Here is an 18,268-nt window from a genome sequence, read left to right as displayed (position 1 = left end):
CCGGCGGGGAGGCCGCCCCGCAAAAAATGAGAAAAACTCTCATTCCCATGCCGCAACTGCCCCCCATGCCCTTTCGCACCGGTACGCAATCGCCGGCGCCCGCCGCCGTGGCCCCGTCCGGAGCCATGGTGGCGCAGCTCTTCGCCGACCACCAGCCGTGGCTGCTGTAGCGCCTGCACGGCCGGCTGCGCAACCGTGCCGAGGCCGAGGACGTGGCGTCGGAGACCTTCCTGCGGGTCATCCACGCCGCGCGCCTACCTGTCCACGGTGGCCAAGCGGCTGCTCATCAACCTCGGGCGGCGGCGCGAGCTGAAGCAGACCTACCTCGACGCCATCGCGGCGCTGCCGGCGGAGCTGGCGCCGTCCCCGGAGGAGCGAGCCTTGCTGCTGGAGTCGCTGGAGGCCAGCGCGCGCGACCGGCAGGCGTTCGAGGCATGGCTGCGGCGCGACGCCCGGCATGAGCCGATCCGTCCCATGCCAACTCTCCCCTCCCACCCATCCGCCCTGCGCCGGGGGCTGCGCCCCGCCGTGCTGGCCGGCGCGGCGCCCCTTGCCGCGCATGCCCAGTCCGGCGTTGCCGCGGCCGAGCGCGCCTGCGACATTCCGCCGCAGGCGCTCGGCGCAAGCCTGACGCGCATCGCCGAGGAAAGCGGCGAGCGCATCTCCATCGACTCGGAGTCCGTGCGCGGCCTCTCCGCGTCCCCGGTGCGCGGACGCTACACGGCGGAGCAGGCCGCCCGCAAGGCGCTGGAGGACAGCGGGCTGCAGCTGTCGCGCACCGGCAACGGCACGCTGACGGTGCGGCGCGCGGAAGCGGCGCCGGCCCCCGCGGCCGCCCTCGCCGCGCCTGCGGCGCTGCCGGGGGTCACCATCTCCGGCAAGGCGCCGGGGGCCACCACGGAGGGCACCGGCGCCTACGAGACCAATTCATCCAGCAGCTCCACGCGGATCAACCTATCGCCGCAGGAGACGCCCCAGTCGCTCACGGTCGTGTCACGCGCCAGCGGCTGGACGACCAGCGCAGCGCCCACCTCAGCGACGTGCCGGAGGGCGTCTCCGGCATCTTCGTCACCCGCGACGGCCTGGGGGCGGAGAGCGACGGCTTCTGGTCGCGCGGGTTCGAGATCCAGAACTACGAGGTGGACGGCGTTCCGACCTCGTCCCTGCTGAACCACTATTCCGAGAACATGGCGATGTACGACCGGGTGGAGAACCGCCACGACTCGGTCTACACCTACCTCAACGGCATGCTGCAGCGCGACGGCAGCGGCACCAGCCTGCTGCCCACGCGCTTCAAGGGCACGCCCCGCCAGCACAACCTGGACGTGTGCCTGACGGGCGCCTTCTCCCTGTTCGGCCGGCGGCACGAGGTGATCGGCGGCCTGGCGCTCTCGCAGCTGCGCGACGCCGGCCCCTCCTACGGCGGCTGGCAGTACGACTATTCGGCATCGGCGGTGGACAGCATCGCCGACCTCTTCGCCTACGGCGGCGGCAACGCCGCGCCCACGTTCGGCGCCAGCGGCCACTCCTCCAGCATCGCGGTCTTCCACCTGAAGCAGGACAACCTGGCCGTCTGGCAGGCGCAGTACCCCGGCAGCTACGGCTTCTACGGCGCGCCGCGGAACCTGGTGGCGGGGCTGAAGTACGCGTTCTGAGCGGGAAGCGCTTGCCGGCAAGCGCTTCCCGCTCAGTAACCCCGCAGGTCGCGCGGAGGCTCGCGCAGCGGCTGGCCGCAGATGCGCTCCAGCGTGGCGCCGACGATGGCCACGTCGTTGTCGAACGCGCCATGGCTGGCGGGGATGCGCACATCGGGCGTGGCCGTGAGCACTTTGTCCTCACTCACGATCTTCAGGCGCGAGGTGAGCCGCGCCTCGGCCGCGGCGCGGCGCCAGATGGCCAGGGTCTCGCCTGTGGTGGAGGCTCCGTCCCAGGTGTTCTGGTCGTTGCGGCCGGTAAGGGCGCGCTCCAGCCCCAGAAGGGGCGTGCGCCGGTCCTGCTCCAGCGCGTTGGATACCAGGTACAGCAAGGATTTACGGTAGATATAGGCGGTGTTGTCGTCGCGCTCCCGGTCATCGCTCAGGACGGCGACATGGGTTCTGCCCAGCAGCGCCTTGTCGGCGAAATGCTGGTTGGCAAAGGCCACCGTGCAGGCTGGCGCGTACAAATGGACGCCGGCCACCGCCTCGCGCAGGCCGGGCGCGCCAGAGGTGGCCTGCGCCTTGGCCATCCAGGTCAGCATGTGCCCCAGCCAGATGCTGCCCGCCGAGTGCCCCATCAGGTGCACCTCCAGTTGGTCGCCCCACAGCGCTCTCAACTCGCCCAGGGCACGCACCAGCAGGTCGCCCGCGCGCGTGGCCTGCCAGGCATAGCCGGCGTTCTCCTTCATCTCGCTCCACAGCGCGCGCACCACGGTGCGGCCTATCGTGGACTCGATCAGCGCGTCGGTGCGCTCGGTCGCCCATTCCTTCACGCCTGCGGCGGCCGGGCGCCCCGCGCGCCAGTCGTCCAGGTAGTAACGGATGCTTTCGAGCAGCCCGGTGTGCCAGACCACGAACAGCGGATAGCAGCCATTGGCCTCGAACAGCCGCCCCAGGGAGCGCGCGCGCTTGATGCCGTCGGCCTCGCTGTTGAGCCCGCCATGCACGTACAGGATCAGGCGCTTCTTGCCCTCTGGCGGCTGCGCGCGGAACCACTGGTCGGGCAGCACGCTGACCTGGTAGGAGAGATTGCGCGTACGTTCGTCGGTGGTCAGGTAGCGGCTCATGCGGCCGTCGTTGCCCACCGAGATCACATGGTCGAGGGTCTGGCTCTCGGACCAGCCGCCGCCCGCGGCCGCCCGCCCCCCTGCGGCCAGCGGCACATTGCGCCCGCCACCGATCAGGCCAGGCACGCCGAGCGCCACCACCCAGGCATCCATCGCATGCTGCAGCCAGTCCTCGTAGCTCAGCACGGCAAAGCCATGCGCGCCCCATCCGGGACCCCAGGAGTTCTGCAGCACGAAGCCGCGATCGTTGTAGCCCACCAGCGCGTAGGCGTGCCCCGCATCGCGCCGGGGAATGCCGTCGAAGGCGATCACCGGCAGGCTGGCATGGCCCTTGGGAAGCGTGCTGGTCGCCACTTCCTGCCAGCCAGCATGCACGTAGCTGGACACGAAGATGGCGCCCACATGCATGATCGCCGCCTGCAGGTCGGAGATGCTGCTGGTGTCGATACGGTAGTACACGCCCACGGTGGTGCCGCGGGCACGCTCGGCAAAGCCGAAGTGAGGGGGTAGCTGCGCTGCGGCCTGGTACGGCCAGTCGTCCTCCAGGCAGACGCCATGGTTGAACCAGCCCTTGATGGCGCCACGGCAGCTGGAGCCCTCGTAGTTCTCGCCCGCGTACTCGTCATAGCGCCGCGCCATGTTGTAGAGCATGCGCGGGCTGACCGACACCATGGCCTTGGGCAAGCCTGCGCGCACCCAGCGCAGGTAGTTGACCACGCCCGCCAGGCCAAAGCCGGTGCACGCGCCCTCCTGCCCCTGATTCAGCACTAGGCCCGCCTTGGCATAGGCCGGCAGCCATTGGGTCACCGCCTCGGTCGTGGGCCATTCGGGCTGCAGGCTGGCGGGCGGCGGCGTGTAGGGGCGGTCGCGCAGGTCGGGCGCGTCGGCCTGCGCATTGAGCGTGCGCCCGCTGGCGGGCTCCTGCGCCGCCTGGCCGCGCGGCGCGCGCTTTCTCGTGGCGGTGGCGCCGGCCCGGCCCCCGGCGCGCCTGCCCACGGGTGGCGGCGCTGCTGGCGCGGCGGCGGCCGGCAATGCGTTCTGCGCCAGTTCGAACACGCTCTGGAAGTTGGCAAGCCCATGTGAGCCGCCGTTGACAAGGCGGCGCGCGCCCTTGAGGTCCCCCGCGGCCAGGCAAGCCTGCATCGCGTCGCGATGCGCATCCAGAAACAGCGCCAGCAGCAGCGCCGCCACCTCGGGGGCATTGGCCAACTCCGGCGTGGCGGCCAGGTCCAGCCCCAGCTTGGCGCCATAGGTCTCGTAGTTGCTGCGCCCCGTGAGTTGCACGAACCCGCGCCCGCGGAACATGGCGCCCTCGCCCCGGCGGTTGCCCAGCCGCCCGTCGTAGAGCGCAAAGGGTGCTCCTCCGGGAGCGGTGTTGTACTTGGATTGGAATTCGGAAATCGGAACGAAGCCCTCGGTCTCGGCGCGTATGGTGCCCAGCGCGGCCAGCACCATGTCGCGGCCGAGCAGGCCGACGGCGCGCAGGGCGGCCGTCACATAGCCCAGATAGCGCGCGATGTTGACCGGCTTGGTTGCGGGAAACAGGGCGTGGACGCTGTCCGTGTTGAGCTCACAGTCCAGCGGCGGCCAGTCGGCCAGCCCCAGCGCCAGCAGGTTGCACGGCCCCACGATACCGTCGGCGATCAGCCCCCGGCCGTTCTGCCAGCAGCGCAGCGCGGCGTCCAGCATGGCATCGAAGGTCGCGCCACCCTTGTCCAGCTGCGGGTAGCTCTCCGCCGCGTCCCCCAGCTCGGCCACCAGCACCTTGCGCAGCCTGGCGACCAATGGATCCTGACTCCCCTGGCGCAACAGATAGGTCGGCATGGCGTTGTCTCCTGCTTGTGGAGCGCGCGATCCCGCGACGGCTATTGCGTACGCAGACGGGCCACGCGACGAGGGCATTGTGTGACGGGCATAGTGAGCCGTCACTCCCACGAACAATGTTGCGGAATGTAGCGGTTTGCGCGGTGTTCAAACGCCCAGGTACTGCTTGCGCGCCTGCACGTCGCGCGCCAGTTCGGCCATGGGGGCCTCGTGCACGATCCGGCCCTGCTCCAGCACGTAGGCGCGGTCGGCCACGGCCTGGGCGAACGGCAGGTTCTGCTCACTCAGCAGGATGCCCATGCCCTGTGCCTTGAGCGCGAGGATGGTGCGCGCCATCTGCTCGACGATCACGGGGGCCACGCCCTCGGAGGGCTCGTCGAGCAGCACCAGGCAGGGCTGGCCCATGAGGGTGCGCGCCACGGTCAGCATCTGCTGCTCGCCGCCGCTCATGCGCCCGCCCGGGCGGTTCGGCATCTCGCCTAGGTTGGGGAACAGCGCGAAGAGCCTCTGCGGCGTCCAGTGCGGCACGGGCTGGCCGCCGGGCCAGTGGCGCGGCGGCTGGCGGCCCGCCTCCAGGTTTTCGAGCACCGTGAGATCGGTGAAGATGCGCCGGTCCTCGGGCACGTAGCCCAGGCCCAGGCGGGCGATCTGGTGCGGCGCCAGGGTGTCGATGCGCCGGCCCATGAAGGCCATGCGCCCGCTGCGGCGCTGCAGCAGGCCGGCGATGCTCTTGAGCGTGGTGCTCTTGCCCGCGCCGTTGCGCCCCATCAGGGCCACGACCTCGCCGCGCCCCACGGCGAGCGACACGCCGTGCAGGATGTGGGCCGCGCCGTACCAGGCGTCCAGGTCCTGCATCTGCAGCAGGGGGGCGCCCGGCATTTCAGGTGTTTTTGGCCCTGAGCCCTTTGCTGGCGGACGCTGGCAGCTATTTTTTTCGAAGTCCTGTAGACCCTGCCCCAGGTAGACCTGCTGCACCCGTTCGTCCTGGCGGATGGCGTCGGGCGTGCCCTCGGCCAGTAGTTGGCCGCGCACCAGCACGGCCACGCGGTCGGCCTGGCCGAAGACCACGTCCATGCTGTGCTCGGTGAACAGCACGGCCATGCGCCGCTCGCGCGCCAGGCGCTGCACCAGCCGCATCAGGGCCAGACGCTCGGCGGGCGCCATGCCGGCCGTGGGCTCGTCCATGAGCAGCAGGCGCGGCGCGTGCGCCAGGGCCATGGCCAGCTCCACACGCTTGACGTCGCCGTAGGCCAGCTCGCTGCAGGGGCGGTGCGCCTGGGCGGCCATGCCCACCTGTTCCAGCAACGCCAGCGCGTCCTGAGGGCGGTGCGCGTCGGCGCGGCGCCACCAGCGCCAGGCCTTGCGGTCGTGCGACAGCAGGGCCAGCTGCACGTTCTGCAGCACGCTGAAGCTGGCGAAGGTCTGCGCGATCTGGAAGGTGCGGCCCACGCCGCGGCGCCAGATGGCGCGCGGGCTCAGCCCGGTGATGTCCTGGCCGTCCAGCAGCACGCGGCCGCCGTCGGGCGCGAGCTGGCCGTCCACCATGTTGAAGGTGGTGCTCTTGCCCGCGCCGTTGGGGCCGATGAGCGCCAGCAGCTCGCCGGCCGCGAGCGCGAAGGACACGCCCTGCACGGCCTGCACGCCGCCGAAGGACTTGCGCAGGTTCTCCACGCGCAGCAGGGTCATGCGGCAACTCCTTTTTTAAGAGCTGTCTTCGCTTGCCAGTACTGGGCAAACCCCGAAATTCCCTGTGGAAACAGCAAGACCAGCACCAGCATGGTGCCGCCCAGCAGCGCGCGCCAGTAGTCGGTGGCGCGCGCCACGCTGTCGTGCAGCCAGGTGAAGGCGGCCGCGCCCACCAGCGGGCCGGCCAGCTGCTGCACGCCGCCCAGCAGCACCATGACCAGGCCATCGACCGACTTGCCCACCCACAGCGCGTCGGGCGCCACGCCGCCCTTGGAGAACGCGAACAGCGCCCCCGCCAGCCCCGCCAGCAGCCCGGCGACGACGAAGGCCGCCCATTGCACGCGGCGCACATGGATGCCTATGGCCTCGGCGCGCGGGGCCGAGTCGCGCGCGGCGCGCAGCGCCCAGCCCAGCGGCGCGAACAGCATGCGCCGCAGCAGGTAGACGCCCGCGGCGGCCAGCGCCAGCGCCAGCCAGTAGAACGCCGCGCCCTGCGCGGCCCACTCGGGCGGCCAGATGCCGGTGAGGCCGTTGCTGCCGCCGGTCAGGCCGTCCCACTGGAAGGCGACGGCCCAGGTGATCTGCGCGAACGCGAGCGTGAGCATGGCCAGGTACACGCCCGACAGGCGCACGCAGAACCAGCCGTAGACCAGCGCCCCCGCGGCCGCCGCCAGGGGGCCGAGCAGCAGCGCCGCGCCCATGGGCAGATCCAGCCAGCGCACCAGCAGCGCCGCGCCGTAGGCGCCCAGGCCGAAGTAGGCCGCGTGGCCGAAGGAGTGCATGCCCCCCGGCCCCAGGATGAAGTGCAGGCTGGCGGCGAACAGCGCGGCGATGGCCACGTCGGTCAGCAGCACGGTGGCGTAGCCCTCTTGCCCCGCCGCGAGCGGCAGCAGCGCCAGCGCAACCAGCAGCGCCGCCCAGGCGGCCGCGGCGCGCGCCCCGGCGCCGTGCAGGAGCGCCTCGGGCGCGCCCGGGGCGCGCACGGCGGCCTGCGGCCGGCCCATCAGGCCCCAGGGCCGCCAGACGAGCACGAGCGCCATGACCAGGAACTCCACCACCAGCGTGAGCTTGGGGAAGGCCACCGCCACGCCGCCGACCTGCACCACGCCGAGCCAGATGCACACGGCCTTCAGTTCCGCGATCAGCAGCGCCGCGACGAACGCGCCCGGGATGCTGCCCATGCCGCCCACCACCACCACGACGAAGGCCGCGCCTATGGTCAGCATGTCGAGCTCCAGGCTGGCGGGCTCGCGCGGCAGCTGCAGCGCGCCGCCCAGACCCGCGAGCAGCGCGCCCAGCGCGAACACGCCCGTGAACAGCCAGGCCTGGTTCACGCCCAGGGCGCCGACCATCTCGCGGTCCTGCGTGGCGGCGCGCACCAGCGTGCCCCAGCGCGTACGCGTGAGCAGCAGCGTGAGCAGCACCAGCACCAGCGGGCCGACGGCGATCAGGAACAGGTCGTAGGCCGGAAAGCGCCGGCCCAGCAGGTCTACCGCGCCCGCCAGGCCCGGCGCGCGCGGCCCGAAGAGCTCTTCCGGCCCCCAGAGCCACAGGGCCGCGTCCTTGATGACGAGCACCAGCGCGAACGTGGCGAGCAGCTGCAGCAGCTCGCTCGCGTGGTAGATGCGGCGCAGGAGCAGCAGCTCGACCAGCGCGCCCAGCAGCCCCACGGCCAGCGGCGCCAGCAGCAGCGCGGGCCAGAAGCCGATGGCGCCCGCCAGCTGCTCCACGCAGGAATAGGCCGCGAACAGCCCCAGCATGTAGAACGAGCCATGGGCGAAGTTGACGATGCGCGTGACACCGAAGATCAGCGACAGCCCCGCCGCCACCAGGAACAGCGTGGACGCGCCCGCCAGCCCGTTGAGCAGCTGGGCCAGGAGGCCGGAAAAGTCCATGCGCGCAGGGTCAGGGTCAGGGCGCGGCCGGGCGCAGCTTCTTCACCTCGGCGTCGGACGGCTGGAACTTCGCGCCGTCCATGTACTTGAAGTCCACCATCACGCCCTTGCCGCCGTACAGGCCCGTCTTGCCCACGTAGGCGCCCATGGTGGACTGGTGGTCCTGCGCGCGGTAGGTGATGGGGCCGAAGGGCGTGCGCACCTCCAGGCCCCTGAAGGCGGCGATGAGCTTCTCGGTGTCGGCGCTGCCGGCCTTCTTCAAGCCCGCGGCAATCGACTGGATGGCGTTGTAGCCCACGACCGAGCCCGCGCGCGGGTAGTCCTTGAAGCGCTTCTTGTAGGCGTCCAGGAAGGCCTCGTGGTCGGGCGTGTGGATGGCGTACCAGGGGTAGCCGGTGACGATCCAGCCCTCGGGCGCCTCGCCCTTGAGCGTGTCCAGGTACTCGGGCTCACCCGACAGCAGGCTCACCACGCCCTTGCCCGCGAACAGGCCGCGCGTGTTGCCCTCGCGCACGAATTTGGCCAGATCCGCCGCGAACAGCACGTTGAAGATCGCGTCGGGCTTGGCATCCGCCAGCGCCTGCACCACGCTGCCCGCGTCCACCTTGCCCAGCGGCGCGGCCTGCTCGGCGACGAACTCCACGTCGGGCTGCGCGGCCTTGAGCAATTGCTTGAACGTGGCCACGGCCGACTGGCCGTACTCGTAGTTGGGATAGACGATGGCCCAGCGCTTCTTCTTCATGGCCGCGGCCTCGGGCACCAGCATGGCCACCTGCATGTAGGTGGAGGGGCGCAGGCGAAAGGTGTAGCGGTTGCCGTTCTCCCACACGATCTTGTCGGTGAGCGGCTCGGCGGCCAGGAAGAAGCGCTTCTTCTGCTGCGCGAAGTCGGTCAGCGCCAAGCCCACGTGCGACAGAAAGCTGCCCATGAGCACATCCACCTTCTCGCGCGCGATCAGCTCCTCTGCCGCGCGCACGGCGTCGCCGGGGTTGCCGTTGTCGTCGCGCGTGACCAGGCGCAGCTTCTTGCCGCCCACGCCGCCGGTGGCGTTGACCTGGGCCACCGCGAGCTCCATGCCCTTCTTGTAGGGTTCCAGGAACGCGGGCTGGGCCTTGTAGCTGTTGATCTCGCCGATGGTGTAGACGTCCTGCGCCTGGGCCGCGCCCAGGCCCCAGGCCAGTGCCGCCACGAAGGCAGTGAAGCGTTTGTGCATGATGGAATCCTTTGCCCCAGGTCAGTCGCCGGACGGCGCAACTGTACCGCCGCGCCGAGTTTGCCCGACAATGTACGGGTTTGCCCGCATGGCACGCGGGCCTCGCATTTCGGCTTATGCCCATTGCGAATAACAAAACGCCGAAACTCGCCGAAACCGCAAGCCCCTCATTCCACTCCTTCCTGTCCATCCATGAGCGCATTCCACGAAGAGCGTGTCCTGTCGGTGCACCACTGGACCGACCGCCTGTTTTCCTTCACCACCACGCGCGACCCGGCGCTGCGGTTCTCCAACGGCCACTTCACCATGATCGGGCTGAAGGTCAACGACAAGCCGCTGCTGCGCGCCTACAGCATCGTCAGCGCCAACTACGAGGAGCACCTGGAGTTCCTGTCCATCAAGGTGCCGGACGGCCCGCTGACCTCGCGCCTGCAGCACATCAAGGTGGGCGACTCCATCATCGTGGGCAAGAAGCCCACGGGCACGCTGCTCATCGACTACCTGCTGCCGGCCAAGCGCCTGTACCTGATGTCCACGGGCACGGGCCTGGCGCCGTTCCTGAGCGTGATCCGCGACCCCGAGACCTACGAGAAGTTCGAGGAAGTGGTCCTGATCCACGGCGTGCGCCAGGTGGCCGAGCTGGCCTACCACGACTACATCACCCGCGAGCTGCCCAAGCACGAGTTCCTGGGCGAGCTGGTCACCAAGCAGCTCAAGTACTACCCCACGGTCACTCGCGAGCCCTTCCGCAACCAGGGCCGCATCCCCAATCTGATCGAAAGCGGCAAGCTGTTCACCGACCTGGGCGTGCCGCCGCTCGACCCGCTCACCGACCGCGCGATGCTCTGTGGCAGCCCGGAGATGCTGGCATCGCTCAAGACCATCCTGGAGCACCGCGACTTCGAGGAAGGCAACACCACGCGACCGGGCGACTTCGTGATCGAGCGGGCGTTCGTTGAAAAGTAAGGATTAGCGCGACCGGCCGCCCTCGCCCCTTTGGGGAGAGGGCGGGGCGAGGGGCCTCAATACCCCCTGTCCACCACGCGCACGGGCTGCGTGCCGGCGCGGTCCGCGTCGCCGCTGCCGTCGTCCACGCGAAAGCCCTTGCCCTGCACGCGCACGGGCGTGCCCTCGGCCACGGGCTGGGAACGCGTGAAGCTGCGCACCGAACCGTCCTGCATGCGCACGCGCATCTGGTAGACGGTGGTGGTGCGGGTGCGCTCCTCCACCTTGTGGCCCACGTAGCCTCCGCCCACGGCGCCCAGCACCGTGGCAGCCGTGCGGCCCGAGCCCTTGCCGATCTGGTTGCCCAGCACGCCGCCGAGCACGCCACCGGCCACCGCGCCCAGGCCCGTCGCGGGCGCCGCCTGCTCGATGGCCTGCACCGACTCCACGCGCCCGCAGCTGGCGCAGACCGGCGCCGCGGGTCGGCTCTGGGCGGCCGGCTGCAGGTAAGAGTCGGCCTGGGGCATCGGAGCGCGCCGGGACTGGACCGCTCTTGAATCAGTAGCTGCCAGTGCTTGCTGCGCCTGCCCTTGAGGCGCTTTTTCATCGATGATCTCGGATTCGGGCGTGCGCAGCGCGGCGGCCGTGGCCTGCGCCGCGGGCGAGGCGTCGCCGCGCAGGTTCTGCGCCAGCAGCGTGCCGCCCAGGGCCAGCACGCTCACGCCGAGCGCGCCCACGGCGGCCCAGAGCCATTTGACGCTGGCCGCAGGCTGGGAGGAGGTGGCGGGGTTCATGGTTGCGATCCTGTGTCATTGGTACGAAGCGCACGGCCCGGGCACCGGGCCATGCAGTGCGTACCGAGGCTACCCCGGCCCCGGCTTCACAATGCCGCGCAGGCTGTAACGGACGTAAACGGCGGTCAGCCCTGCCCCACCGGCTGCGCGCCGGCGGCCGTGCGCGCCTCGTCGAGGGCCCGTGCGCAGCTGGCGCCGAACAGCAGCACGGCCGACGAGAAATAGATCCACATCAGCAGCACCACCAGCGAGCCCGCCGCCCCATAGGCCGAGACCACGGCCGCCGTGGACAGGTACCACGCCAGCAGTTGCTTGCCCGCAGTGAACAGCGCCGCGCCCACGGCAGCGCCAAGCACCAGGCAGGACAGCGGCGGCTTGGGGCCGCTGCCGATGCGCATCAGCCCCACGAACAACAGCACGGCCACGGCAAAGGCCACGGCCTCGTTGGCGAACTGCAGCAGCACGCCGGCGCCGAAGGGCAGCAGGGCGCCGGCCCAGGTGGCCAGCACCTTGATGGCCGTAGACAGCACCAGCGAGATCAGTAGCAGGAAGCCGATAGCCAGCACATAGGCCAGCCCGCGCAGCCGCAGCGACGCCATGTGCCACCATGGCTTGCGCTCGGGCGCGGCCCGGCCATGGACCCACAGCCGCGCGAGCGCCGACTGCAGCTCCGCGAACACGCCCGTGGCGCCCGAGAGCAGCAGCACGAAACCCGCGATGGAGGCCAGCCAGCCCTGCGCCGGCGCCTTGGCGCTGGCCAGCGCCATGCGCACCACCTCGGCGCCGCGCTCGCCCATCACGCCCTGCACCTGGGCGATGAGGCTGCTCTCCAGATAGGCCTTGTCGACCCACCAGCCCAGCACGCCCACCAGCAGGAGCAACAGCGGCGCCAGGCTCAGCATGCCGTAGAACGACATGGCGGCGCTCATGCGCAGGCCCTCCGCGTCCAGCCACAGCTGCACGGCGCGCAGCAGCGGCGCCGCAGGCTGCATCAGGCGCCGGGCGCCCTGGTTCAGGTTCTGCATGGATGAAGGCATGGCCCGATTGTGCGCACGGCCACGGTCGCCGGGTGTCGGCGCAGGCCGACAGCCCGCCTTACACTCGCCGCCTTCCCCTACGAAAATTCAAGCATGCAAACGCGTTGCGCCCTGGTGGGCATGCCCGGTTCCGGCAAATCCACGGTGGGCCGGCAGCTCGCCCGCCGCCTGGGGCTGCCTTTCATCGACCTGGACCAGCGGCTGGAGCAGCAGCTGGGCACCAGCATCCGCAACTACTTCGAGCAGCACGGCGAGCAGGCCTTCCGCGACCACGAGTCCGCCCTGCTGGCCGCGCTGGCCGACGAGCCCGGCGGCATGATCCTGTCCACCGGCGGCGGCGCCGTGCTGCGTCCGGAGAACCGCGAGGCCCTGCGCCGCAGCTTCCCCCACGTGATGTACCTGCGCGCCTCGCCCGAGGAGATCTTCCGGCGCATCAAGCACGACCGCACGCGCCCGCTGCTGCAGGTGGCCGACCCCCTGGCCCGCCTGCGCGAGCTCTACCGCGACCGCGACCCGCTGTACCGCGAGACCGCGCGCTACGTCATCGAGACCGGCCGGCCCACGGTGAACACGCTGGTCAACATGGCCATGATGCAGCTGGAGATGGCACCCGGCAAGCCAGACCTCAACACGTGAGGTACTTTCCGGCATATATCTGCCGCGCTGTGCCCAATGTGCGCCAGCGCCAGTTCCACAGGCACGATCAAGATACGGCAAATATGCATCTCACAGGCGTGCTGCAGTGCCTGCCGGTGGCGACCACACTGGCGCGCGTGGGAAAGTCGTGTATGTGAATGGGTCCGACAATGCAAGGTTCATTGCACAGCCTTTGGAAATTTCAGTAAATACATTTACAACCTATAATTTTAACAATCATACCCTCAATACCAACGCCATCCCCAGGCGAATAAACTGCAAATATTTGAATCATTCAACTCCCTATTCACAGCTCGACATAGATCCAAACCTTTCAAATCAGTGCGCATATCCCAGTGATCTAGAATGGTGCAGGGCGCGCCCTGCTGGGGGTCCCGGTTCCGGCCAGTGCGCATATCCCAGTGATCTAGAATCTTGCCGGCATGCACCAGCAGCTCGCCCCGGTTCCGGCCAGTGCGCATATCCCAGTGATCTAGAATCAGGCCAGCCTACGCAGAGCGGCCCGCAGTGTTCCGGCCAGTGCGCATATCCCAGTGATCTAGAATTCCGTCAGCCGTTGCCAACCTCATGCCCAGGTTCCGGCCAGTGCGCATATCCCAGTGATCTAGAATAAAACCCGGTCGCGTGCCATGAGCACAGTGGTTCCGGCCAGTGCGCATATCCCAGTGATCTAGAATGGACAAGTTCAGCAAGGAACGTCGCGAAAAGTTCCGGCCAGTGCGCATATCCCAGTGATCTAGAATCTGAATTACGCATATTTGCATAATGCACTCGTTCCGGCCAGTGCGCATATCCCAGTGATCTAGAATTGTAGGCTTTCGCCTCCAGCATCGATTCCGGGTTCCGGCCAGTGCGCATATCCCAGTGATCTAGAATCCGTGGAGCCGGTGCTTGTTTTTATGGCCGGTTCCGGCCAGTGCGCATATCCCAGTGATCTAGAATCAGATCGACGTGCAGACCGGAGACACCGTGTTCCGGCCAGTGCGCATATCCCAGTGATCTAGAATAGGGCGCCGAAAAAATCCTCAGCGCCCAAGGTTCCGGCCAGTGCGCATATCCCAGTGATCTAGAATACCATGCCGACCAACGAAACTGTACCCATTGTTCCGGCCAGTGCGCATATCCCAGTGATCTAGAATCTCGCCCCCGTTCTTCCGCCATCCAGCAGAGTTCCGGCCAGTGCGCATATCCCAGTGATCTAGAATCTTACCGGGCAGGCGGATGCTGACGCCCACGTTCCGGCCAGTGCGCATATCCCAGTGATCTAGAATGCCCCACGCGAATGCCATGGCGTTGAAATTGTTCCGGCCAGTGCGCATATCCCAGTTATCTAGAATACGGCGGCGGCGCGGGTGGCAACATGTCCAGTTCCGGCCAGTGCGCATATCCCAGTGATCTAGAATGCTGCCGGTGCGGGCATTGCTGCCGGTGCGGTTCCGGCCAGTGCGCATATCCCAGTGATCTAGAATTTGCGCCAGCATGCGATCCTCCCTTGGAGTGTTCCGGCCAGTGCGCATATCCCAGTGATCTAGAATCCATTGAGCCCGCAGAGGATGCGCGACATAGTTCCGGCCAGTGCGCATATCCCAGTGATCTAGAATGAGTGGTGTGCAGTTCCTGCGCGACGGCGAGTTCCGGCCAGTGCGCATATCCCAGTGATCTAGAATTCAAGACGGCAGTCATTGAGGGCGTAATCGAGTTCCGGCCAGTGCGCATATCCCAGTGATCTAGAATCAGGTCACCGACGACGATGCCGTCTACGCGGTTCCGGCCAGTGCGCATATCCCAGTGATCTAGAATGCGGATGGCCTGTCCATGCTCTGGCTTGTGGTTCCGGCCAGTGCGCATATCCCAGTGATCTAGAATCAGCGAGCCTGGCGAAGGCGAGGTGCTGTAGTTCCGGCCAGTGCGCATATCCCAGTGATCTAGAATGTCCACGCAGAAACGCCTTGCCACGCTGTGGTTCCGGCCAGTGCGCATATCCCAGTGATCTAGAATAGCAGGCCGCCGCGATCCCTGATTACCCTGGTTCCGGCCAGTGCGCATATCCCAGTGATCTAGAATTCCTTGGCCGACGTGCATGCTTATCTGTCGGTTCCGGCCAGTGCGCATATCCCAGTGATCTAGAATAAAACGGTTGAGGCGCAAGCGACCATCATGGTTCCGGCCAGTGCGCATATCCCAGTGATCTAGAATAGCCGTCGGCAGCGTGCACCTCCTGGCCCGGTTCCGGCCAGTGCGCATATCCCAGTGATCTAGAATCATCGCCCCGATCCATTGCCGCGCCCGACAGTTCCGGCCAGTGCGCATATCCCAGTGATCTAGAATTGGCCGAGACACTGGGCTGCAGCCCGGTGTGTTCCGGCCAGTGCGCATATCCCAGTGATCTAGAATTGGCAGCGCTGCAGGGTTTCGTTGGAAACGGTTCCGGCCAGTGCGCATATCCCAGTGATCTAGAATTTGAATGTCCAGAGCCAACACGCTGCTGGAGTTCCGGCCAGTGCGCATATCCCAGTGATCTAGAATCGCGCGCTTGCTTGGCGGCCGAGCGCTCCTGTTCCGGCCAGTGCGCATATCCCAGTGATCTAGAATCGGCGCGCGGAGCTGATGACGAGAATTGCGTTCCGGCCAGTGCGCATATCCCAGTGATCTAGAATAGGTCAATGCACTATTCCTGGCTTTGCGTGGTTCCGGCCAGTGCGCATATCCCAGTGATCTAGAATGAGTTGGCCGAGGATTGCAAGGGGCGCTTGGTTCCGGCCAGTGCGCATATCCCAGTGATCTAGAATCCTCCTGCAATTTTCCAGCGCCGCGCGGAGTTCCGGCCAGTGCGCATATCCCAGTGATCTAGAATGGTGCGCCGCGTGGTGTTCTTCCTGCAGCGTTCCGGCCAGTGCGCATATCCCAGTGATCTAGAATCAGGCTGATCGTGAACAACCTGTGGTCTAGGTTCCGGCCAGTGCGCATATCCCAGTGATCTAGAATGATCGGATTCATCCACATTCACACCTCCCTGTTCCGGCCAGTGCGCATATCCCAGTGATCTAGAATTACGGCTTCGGGCTTGTATCCACGCTGGCGGTTCCGGCCAGTGCGCATATCCCAGTGATCTAGAATTTATCCCGGGGCCTTTTTAACGATCTTTAGGTTCCGGCCAGTGCGCATATCCCAGTGATCTAGAATCGCCTCATAAAAAACAAACAGCCCGACTGTGTTCCGGCCAGTGCGCATATCCCAGTGATCTAGAATCAGCAGTTCGGCGTTCAACCGGGCTCTGCAGTTCCGGCCAGTGCGCATATCCCAGTGATCTAGAATCAGCCAGTCGGGCGTTTGATAGTCCGGCGCGTTCCGGCCAGTGCGCATATCCCAGTGATCTAGAATGCACGGGTGTGATGATGCGCGCCACCTGGTGTTCCGGCCAGTGCGCATATCCCAGTGATCTAGAATACACCGTTGCGCCACGCACCGCGCGCATGCGTTCCGGCCAGTGCGCATATCCCAGTGATCTAGAATCCGCCAGCTCGGCGAACTTGATAGGCGGTAGTTCCGGCCAGTGCGCATATCCCAGTGATCTAGAATCACGCGCCCGGTGATGATGTCCTCACGGTAGTTCCGGCCAGTGCGCATATCCCAGTGATCTAGAATGCTGATCGACGTCACGGGGCCGTGGCGTTAGTTCCGGCCAGTGCGCATATCCCAGTGATCTAGAATCGGCTGGAAGTTCTGGGGCAAGTTCCTGGAGTTCCGGCCAGTGCGCATATCCCAGTGATCTAGAATCGGCTGGAAGTTCTGGGGCAAGTTCCTGGAGTTCCGGCCAGTGCGCATATCCCAGTGATCTAGAATTGATCGTGCCGTTCTCCGCTGCCTTCACTGGTTCCGGCCAGTGCGCATATCCCAGTGATCTAGAATCCGATGCGCCGGCGCACGCGGCGCCGATGAGTTCCGGCCAGTGCGCATATCCCAGTGATCTAGAATCGGACGCCTACGCATGAGCTGGCCGGCAACGTTCCGGCCAGTGCGCATATCCCAGTGATCTAGAATTTTGTGCCGGGTCTGGCGCATCGGCAGATGGTTCCGGCCAGTGCGCATATCCCAGTGATCTAGAATCCGCGCAACCGATAACGCGTTCCTCGTGCTGTTCCGGCCAGTGCGCATATCCCAGTGATCTAGAATCCAGGGCTTCAGCACCGATGCTCAAGGCAAGTTCCGGCCAGTGCGCATATCCCAGTGATCTAGAATGCTCACCGATCTGGTGAACGAGAACTACGAGTTCCGGCCAGTGCGCATATCCCAGTGATCTAGAATTCCCGACTGGCACGCCGCAGATGCGGCATAGTTCCGGCCAGTGCGCATATCCCAGTGATCTAGAATCATCGGCTCGGGCACCTATGCCGGCTTTTGTTCCGGCCAGTGCGCATATCCCAGTGATCTAGAATGCCGACCATGAAAACTGGGCGGTCGCCGATGTTCCGGCCAGTGCGCATATCCCAGTGATCTAGAATCCCCGCACACGCCGCACGCCGTGCAGACCGGTTCCGGCCAGTGCGCATATCCCAGTGATCTAGAATGCGGCGCGAGCTCCGAAGCCGACAAGCTCGGTTCCGGCCAGTGCGCATATCCCAGTGATCTAGAATTTTCTGCGGCCACGACACTCCGGAGTTCGAGTTCCGGCCAGTGCGCATATCCCAGTGATCTAGAATGCTGGTGGCTGTACGCCTCTGCCTGGCTCTGTTCCGGCCAGTGCGCATATCCCAGTGATCTAGAATGTTCCTCTAATTTTCACGTCCGCGAAATATGTTCCGGCCAGTGCGCATATCCCAGTGATCTAGAATGCTGGGAGCGGCCCTAACACCCCCTGTAGCGTTCCGGCCAGTGCGCATATCCCAGTGATCTAGAATACTCGTCCGATCCCTGCAAAAAGTTCGCCAGTTCCGGCCAGTGCGCATATCCCAGTGATCTAGAATTGCCCAGCCTTGCTCGAACGTCTCCGGTGTGTTCCGGCCAGTGCGCATATCCCAGTGATCTAGAATTGCCCAGCCTTGCTCGAACGTCTCCGGTGTGTTCCGGCCAGTGCGCATATCCCAGTGATCTAGAATCGCATGGCGGGAGAGGCAGCGGCCATAGCGGTTCCGGCCAGTGCGCATATCCCAGTGATCTAGAATAAGATCGTCATCAAGCATCGCTACACGGATGTTCCGGCCAGTGCGCATATCCCAGTGATCTAGAATGAGATCGCGCTAACCCCTTGATTTTTCAAGGGGTTTTGTGCTTCTAGGCACCAGAAAATAGGTTGCATGGTCAGAAAAGATCGAACTGATCGGGTGCTTTTTGGCCTGGTTGGCGACGCTGGCCATGGAAGGTGATGGCACGTTCGTACTGCTTGTCTGTGAATTGGAAGATATGGACTTTTCCGCCTGGCGGCAAGGCCGTTTCCACGTTGCGACACAGGGTGT

At 66.4% G+C, this 18,268-nt stretch carries 10 protein-coding genes and 1 CRISPR repeat array; of the genes, 4 read left to right on the top strand and 6 right to left on the bottom strand.

The window, feature by feature from the left end:
* Nucleotides 1–47: 47 nt before the first annotated feature.
* Both ALIDE2_RS25605 and ALIDE2_RS25685 read left to right on the top strand, forming a co-directional pair.
* Nucleotides 48–170, top strand: coding sequence for a hypothetical protein (locus tag ALIDE2_RS25605; RefSeq protein WP_274427541.1), 123 nt, complete (start codon nucleotides 48–50; stop codon nucleotides 168–170).
* Between the two features lie 327 nt (nucleotides 171–497).
* Entirely contained in the window at nucleotides 498–1,655 is a 1,158-nt protein-coding gene (locus ALIDE2_RS25685) for a TonB-dependent receptor plug domain-containing protein (protein ID WP_337999173.1), read from the top strand.
* 32 nt (nucleotides 1,656–1,687) lie between these two features.
* Here ALIDE2_RS25685 and ALIDE2_RS01045 read toward each other — a convergent pair whose 3' ends face one another.
* The 4 genes from ALIDE2_RS01045 to ALIDE2_RS01030 form a co-directional block, all read right to left on the bottom strand.
* A complete protein-coding gene (locus tag ALIDE2_RS01045) occupies nucleotides 1,688–4,588 on the bottom strand; it encodes a C1 family peptidase (protein WP_013721201.1) in 2,901 nt (966 codons plus the stop codon).
* A gap of 147 nt (nucleotides 4,589–4,735) precedes the next feature.
* Nucleotides 4,736–6,274: an ATP-binding cassette domain-containing protein gene (locus tag ALIDE2_RS01040; protein ID WP_013517180.1), complete on the bottom strand. Its 1,539-nt coding sequence runs from the start codon at nucleotides 6,272–6,274 to the stop codon at nucleotides 4,736–4,738.
* Nucleotides 6,271–8,169 (bottom strand): ABC transporter permease, encoded by a 1,899-nt coding sequence (locus tag ALIDE2_RS01035; RefSeq protein WP_013517179.1) that lies wholly within the window; start codon nucleotides 8,167–8,169, stop codon nucleotides 6,271–6,273. The genes ALIDE2_RS01040 and ALIDE2_RS01035 overlap by 4 nt, the downstream gene beginning before the upstream one ends.
* Before the next feature lie 16 nt (nucleotides 8,170–8,185).
* Complete coding sequence (locus ALIDE2_RS01030) at nucleotides 8,186–9,382, bottom strand: ABC transporter substrate-binding protein (protein WP_013517178.1); 1,197 nt, start codon at nucleotides 9,380–9,382, stop codon at nucleotides 8,186–8,188.
* A gap of 192 nt (nucleotides 9,383–9,574) precedes the next feature.
* Between ALIDE2_RS01030 and ALIDE2_RS01025 the strand changes: the two genes are divergently transcribed.
* Complete coding sequence (locus tag ALIDE2_RS01025; protein WP_013517177.1) at nucleotides 9,575–10,348, top strand: ferredoxin--NADP reductase; 774 nt, start codon at nucleotides 9,575–9,577, stop codon at nucleotides 10,346–10,348.
* A gap of 56 nt (nucleotides 10,349–10,404) precedes the next feature.
* Here the strand turns inward: ALIDE2_RS01025 and ALIDE2_RS01020 are convergent, their stop codons facing one another.
* Both ALIDE2_RS01020 and ALIDE2_RS01015 read right to left on the bottom strand, forming a co-directional pair.
* Nucleotides 10,405–11,121 (bottom strand): glycine zipper 2TM domain-containing protein, encoded by a 717-nt coding sequence (locus ALIDE2_RS01020; RefSeq protein ID WP_013517176.1) that lies wholly within the window; start codon nucleotides 11,119–11,121, stop codon nucleotides 10,405–10,407.
* Nucleotides 11,122–11,246: 125 nt separating this feature from the next.
* Nucleotides 11,247–12,146, bottom strand: a complete 900-nt coding sequence (locus tag ALIDE2_RS01015) for a YihY/virulence factor BrkB family protein (RefSeq protein ID WP_013721200.1) — start codon at nucleotides 12,144–12,146, stop codon at nucleotides 11,247–11,249.
* 105 nt (nucleotides 12,147–12,251) lie between these two features.
* Here ALIDE2_RS01015 and ALIDE2_RS01010 point away from each other — a divergent pair, with 105 nt between their 5' ends.
* A complete protein-coding gene (locus tag ALIDE2_RS01010) occupies nucleotides 12,252–12,794 on the top strand; it encodes a shikimate kinase (RefSeq protein WP_013517174.1) in 543 nt (180 codons plus the stop codon).
* A 332-nt stretch (nucleotides 12,795–13,126) separates the two neighbouring features.
* Nucleotides 13,127–18,043: direct repeats of the CRISPR family, unit length 36 nt; unit sequence GTTCCGGCCAGTGCGCATATCCCAGTGATCTAGAAT.
* Nucleotides 18,044–18,268 lie beyond the last annotated feature (225 nt).

The organism is Alicycliphilus denitrificans K601, assembly GCF_000204645.1.
Taxonomy (GTDB): domain Bacteria; phylum Pseudomonadota; class Gammaproteobacteria; order Burkholderiales; family Burkholderiaceae_C; genus Alicycliphilus; species Alicycliphilus denitrificans.
Note: the sequence above shows the minus strand (reverse complement) of the source record. Positions and strands in the feature narration are given on the sequence as shown.

What these genes read in the sequence shown, in the direction of transcription:
- ALIDE2_RS25605 (WP_274427541.1), top strand. Translation starts at nt 48, where the DNA reads ATGCCGCAACTGCCCCCCATGCCCTTTCGCACCGGTACGCAATCGCCG.
- ALIDE2_RS01025 (WP_013517177.1), top strand. Translation starts at nt 9,575, where the DNA reads ATGAGCGCATTCCACGAAGAGCGTGTCCTGTCGGTGCACCACTGGACC.
- ALIDE2_RS01015 (WP_013721200.1), bottom strand. Translation starts at nt 12,146, where the DNA reads ATGCAGAACCTGAACCAGGGCGCCCGGCGCCTGATGCAGCCTGCGGCG.
- ALIDE2_RS01040 (WP_013517180.1), bottom strand. Translation starts at nt 6,274, where the DNA reads ATGACCCTGCTGCGCGTGGAGAACCTGCGCAAGTCCTTCGGCGGCGTG.
- ALIDE2_RS01045 (WP_013721201.1), bottom strand. Translation starts at nt 4,588, where the DNA reads ATGCCGACCTATCTGTTGCGCCAGGGGAGTCAGGATCCATTGGTCGCC.
- ALIDE2_RS01030 (WP_013517178.1), bottom strand. Translation starts at nt 9,382, where the DNA reads ATGCACAAACGCTTCACTGCCTTCGTGGCGGCACTGGCCTGGGGCCTG.
- ALIDE2_RS01010 (WP_013517174.1), top strand. Translation starts at nt 12,252, where the DNA reads ATGCAAACGCGTTGCGCCCTGGTGGGCATGCCCGGTTCCGGCAAATCC.
- ALIDE2_RS01020 (WP_013517176.1), bottom strand. Translation starts at nt 11,121, where the DNA reads ATGAACCCCGCCACCTCCTCCCAGCCTGCGGCCAGCGTCAAATGGCTC.
- ALIDE2_RS01035 (WP_013517179.1), bottom strand. Translation starts at nt 8,169, where the DNA reads ATGGACTTTTCCGGCCTCCTGGCCCAGCTGCTCAACGGGCTGGCGGGC.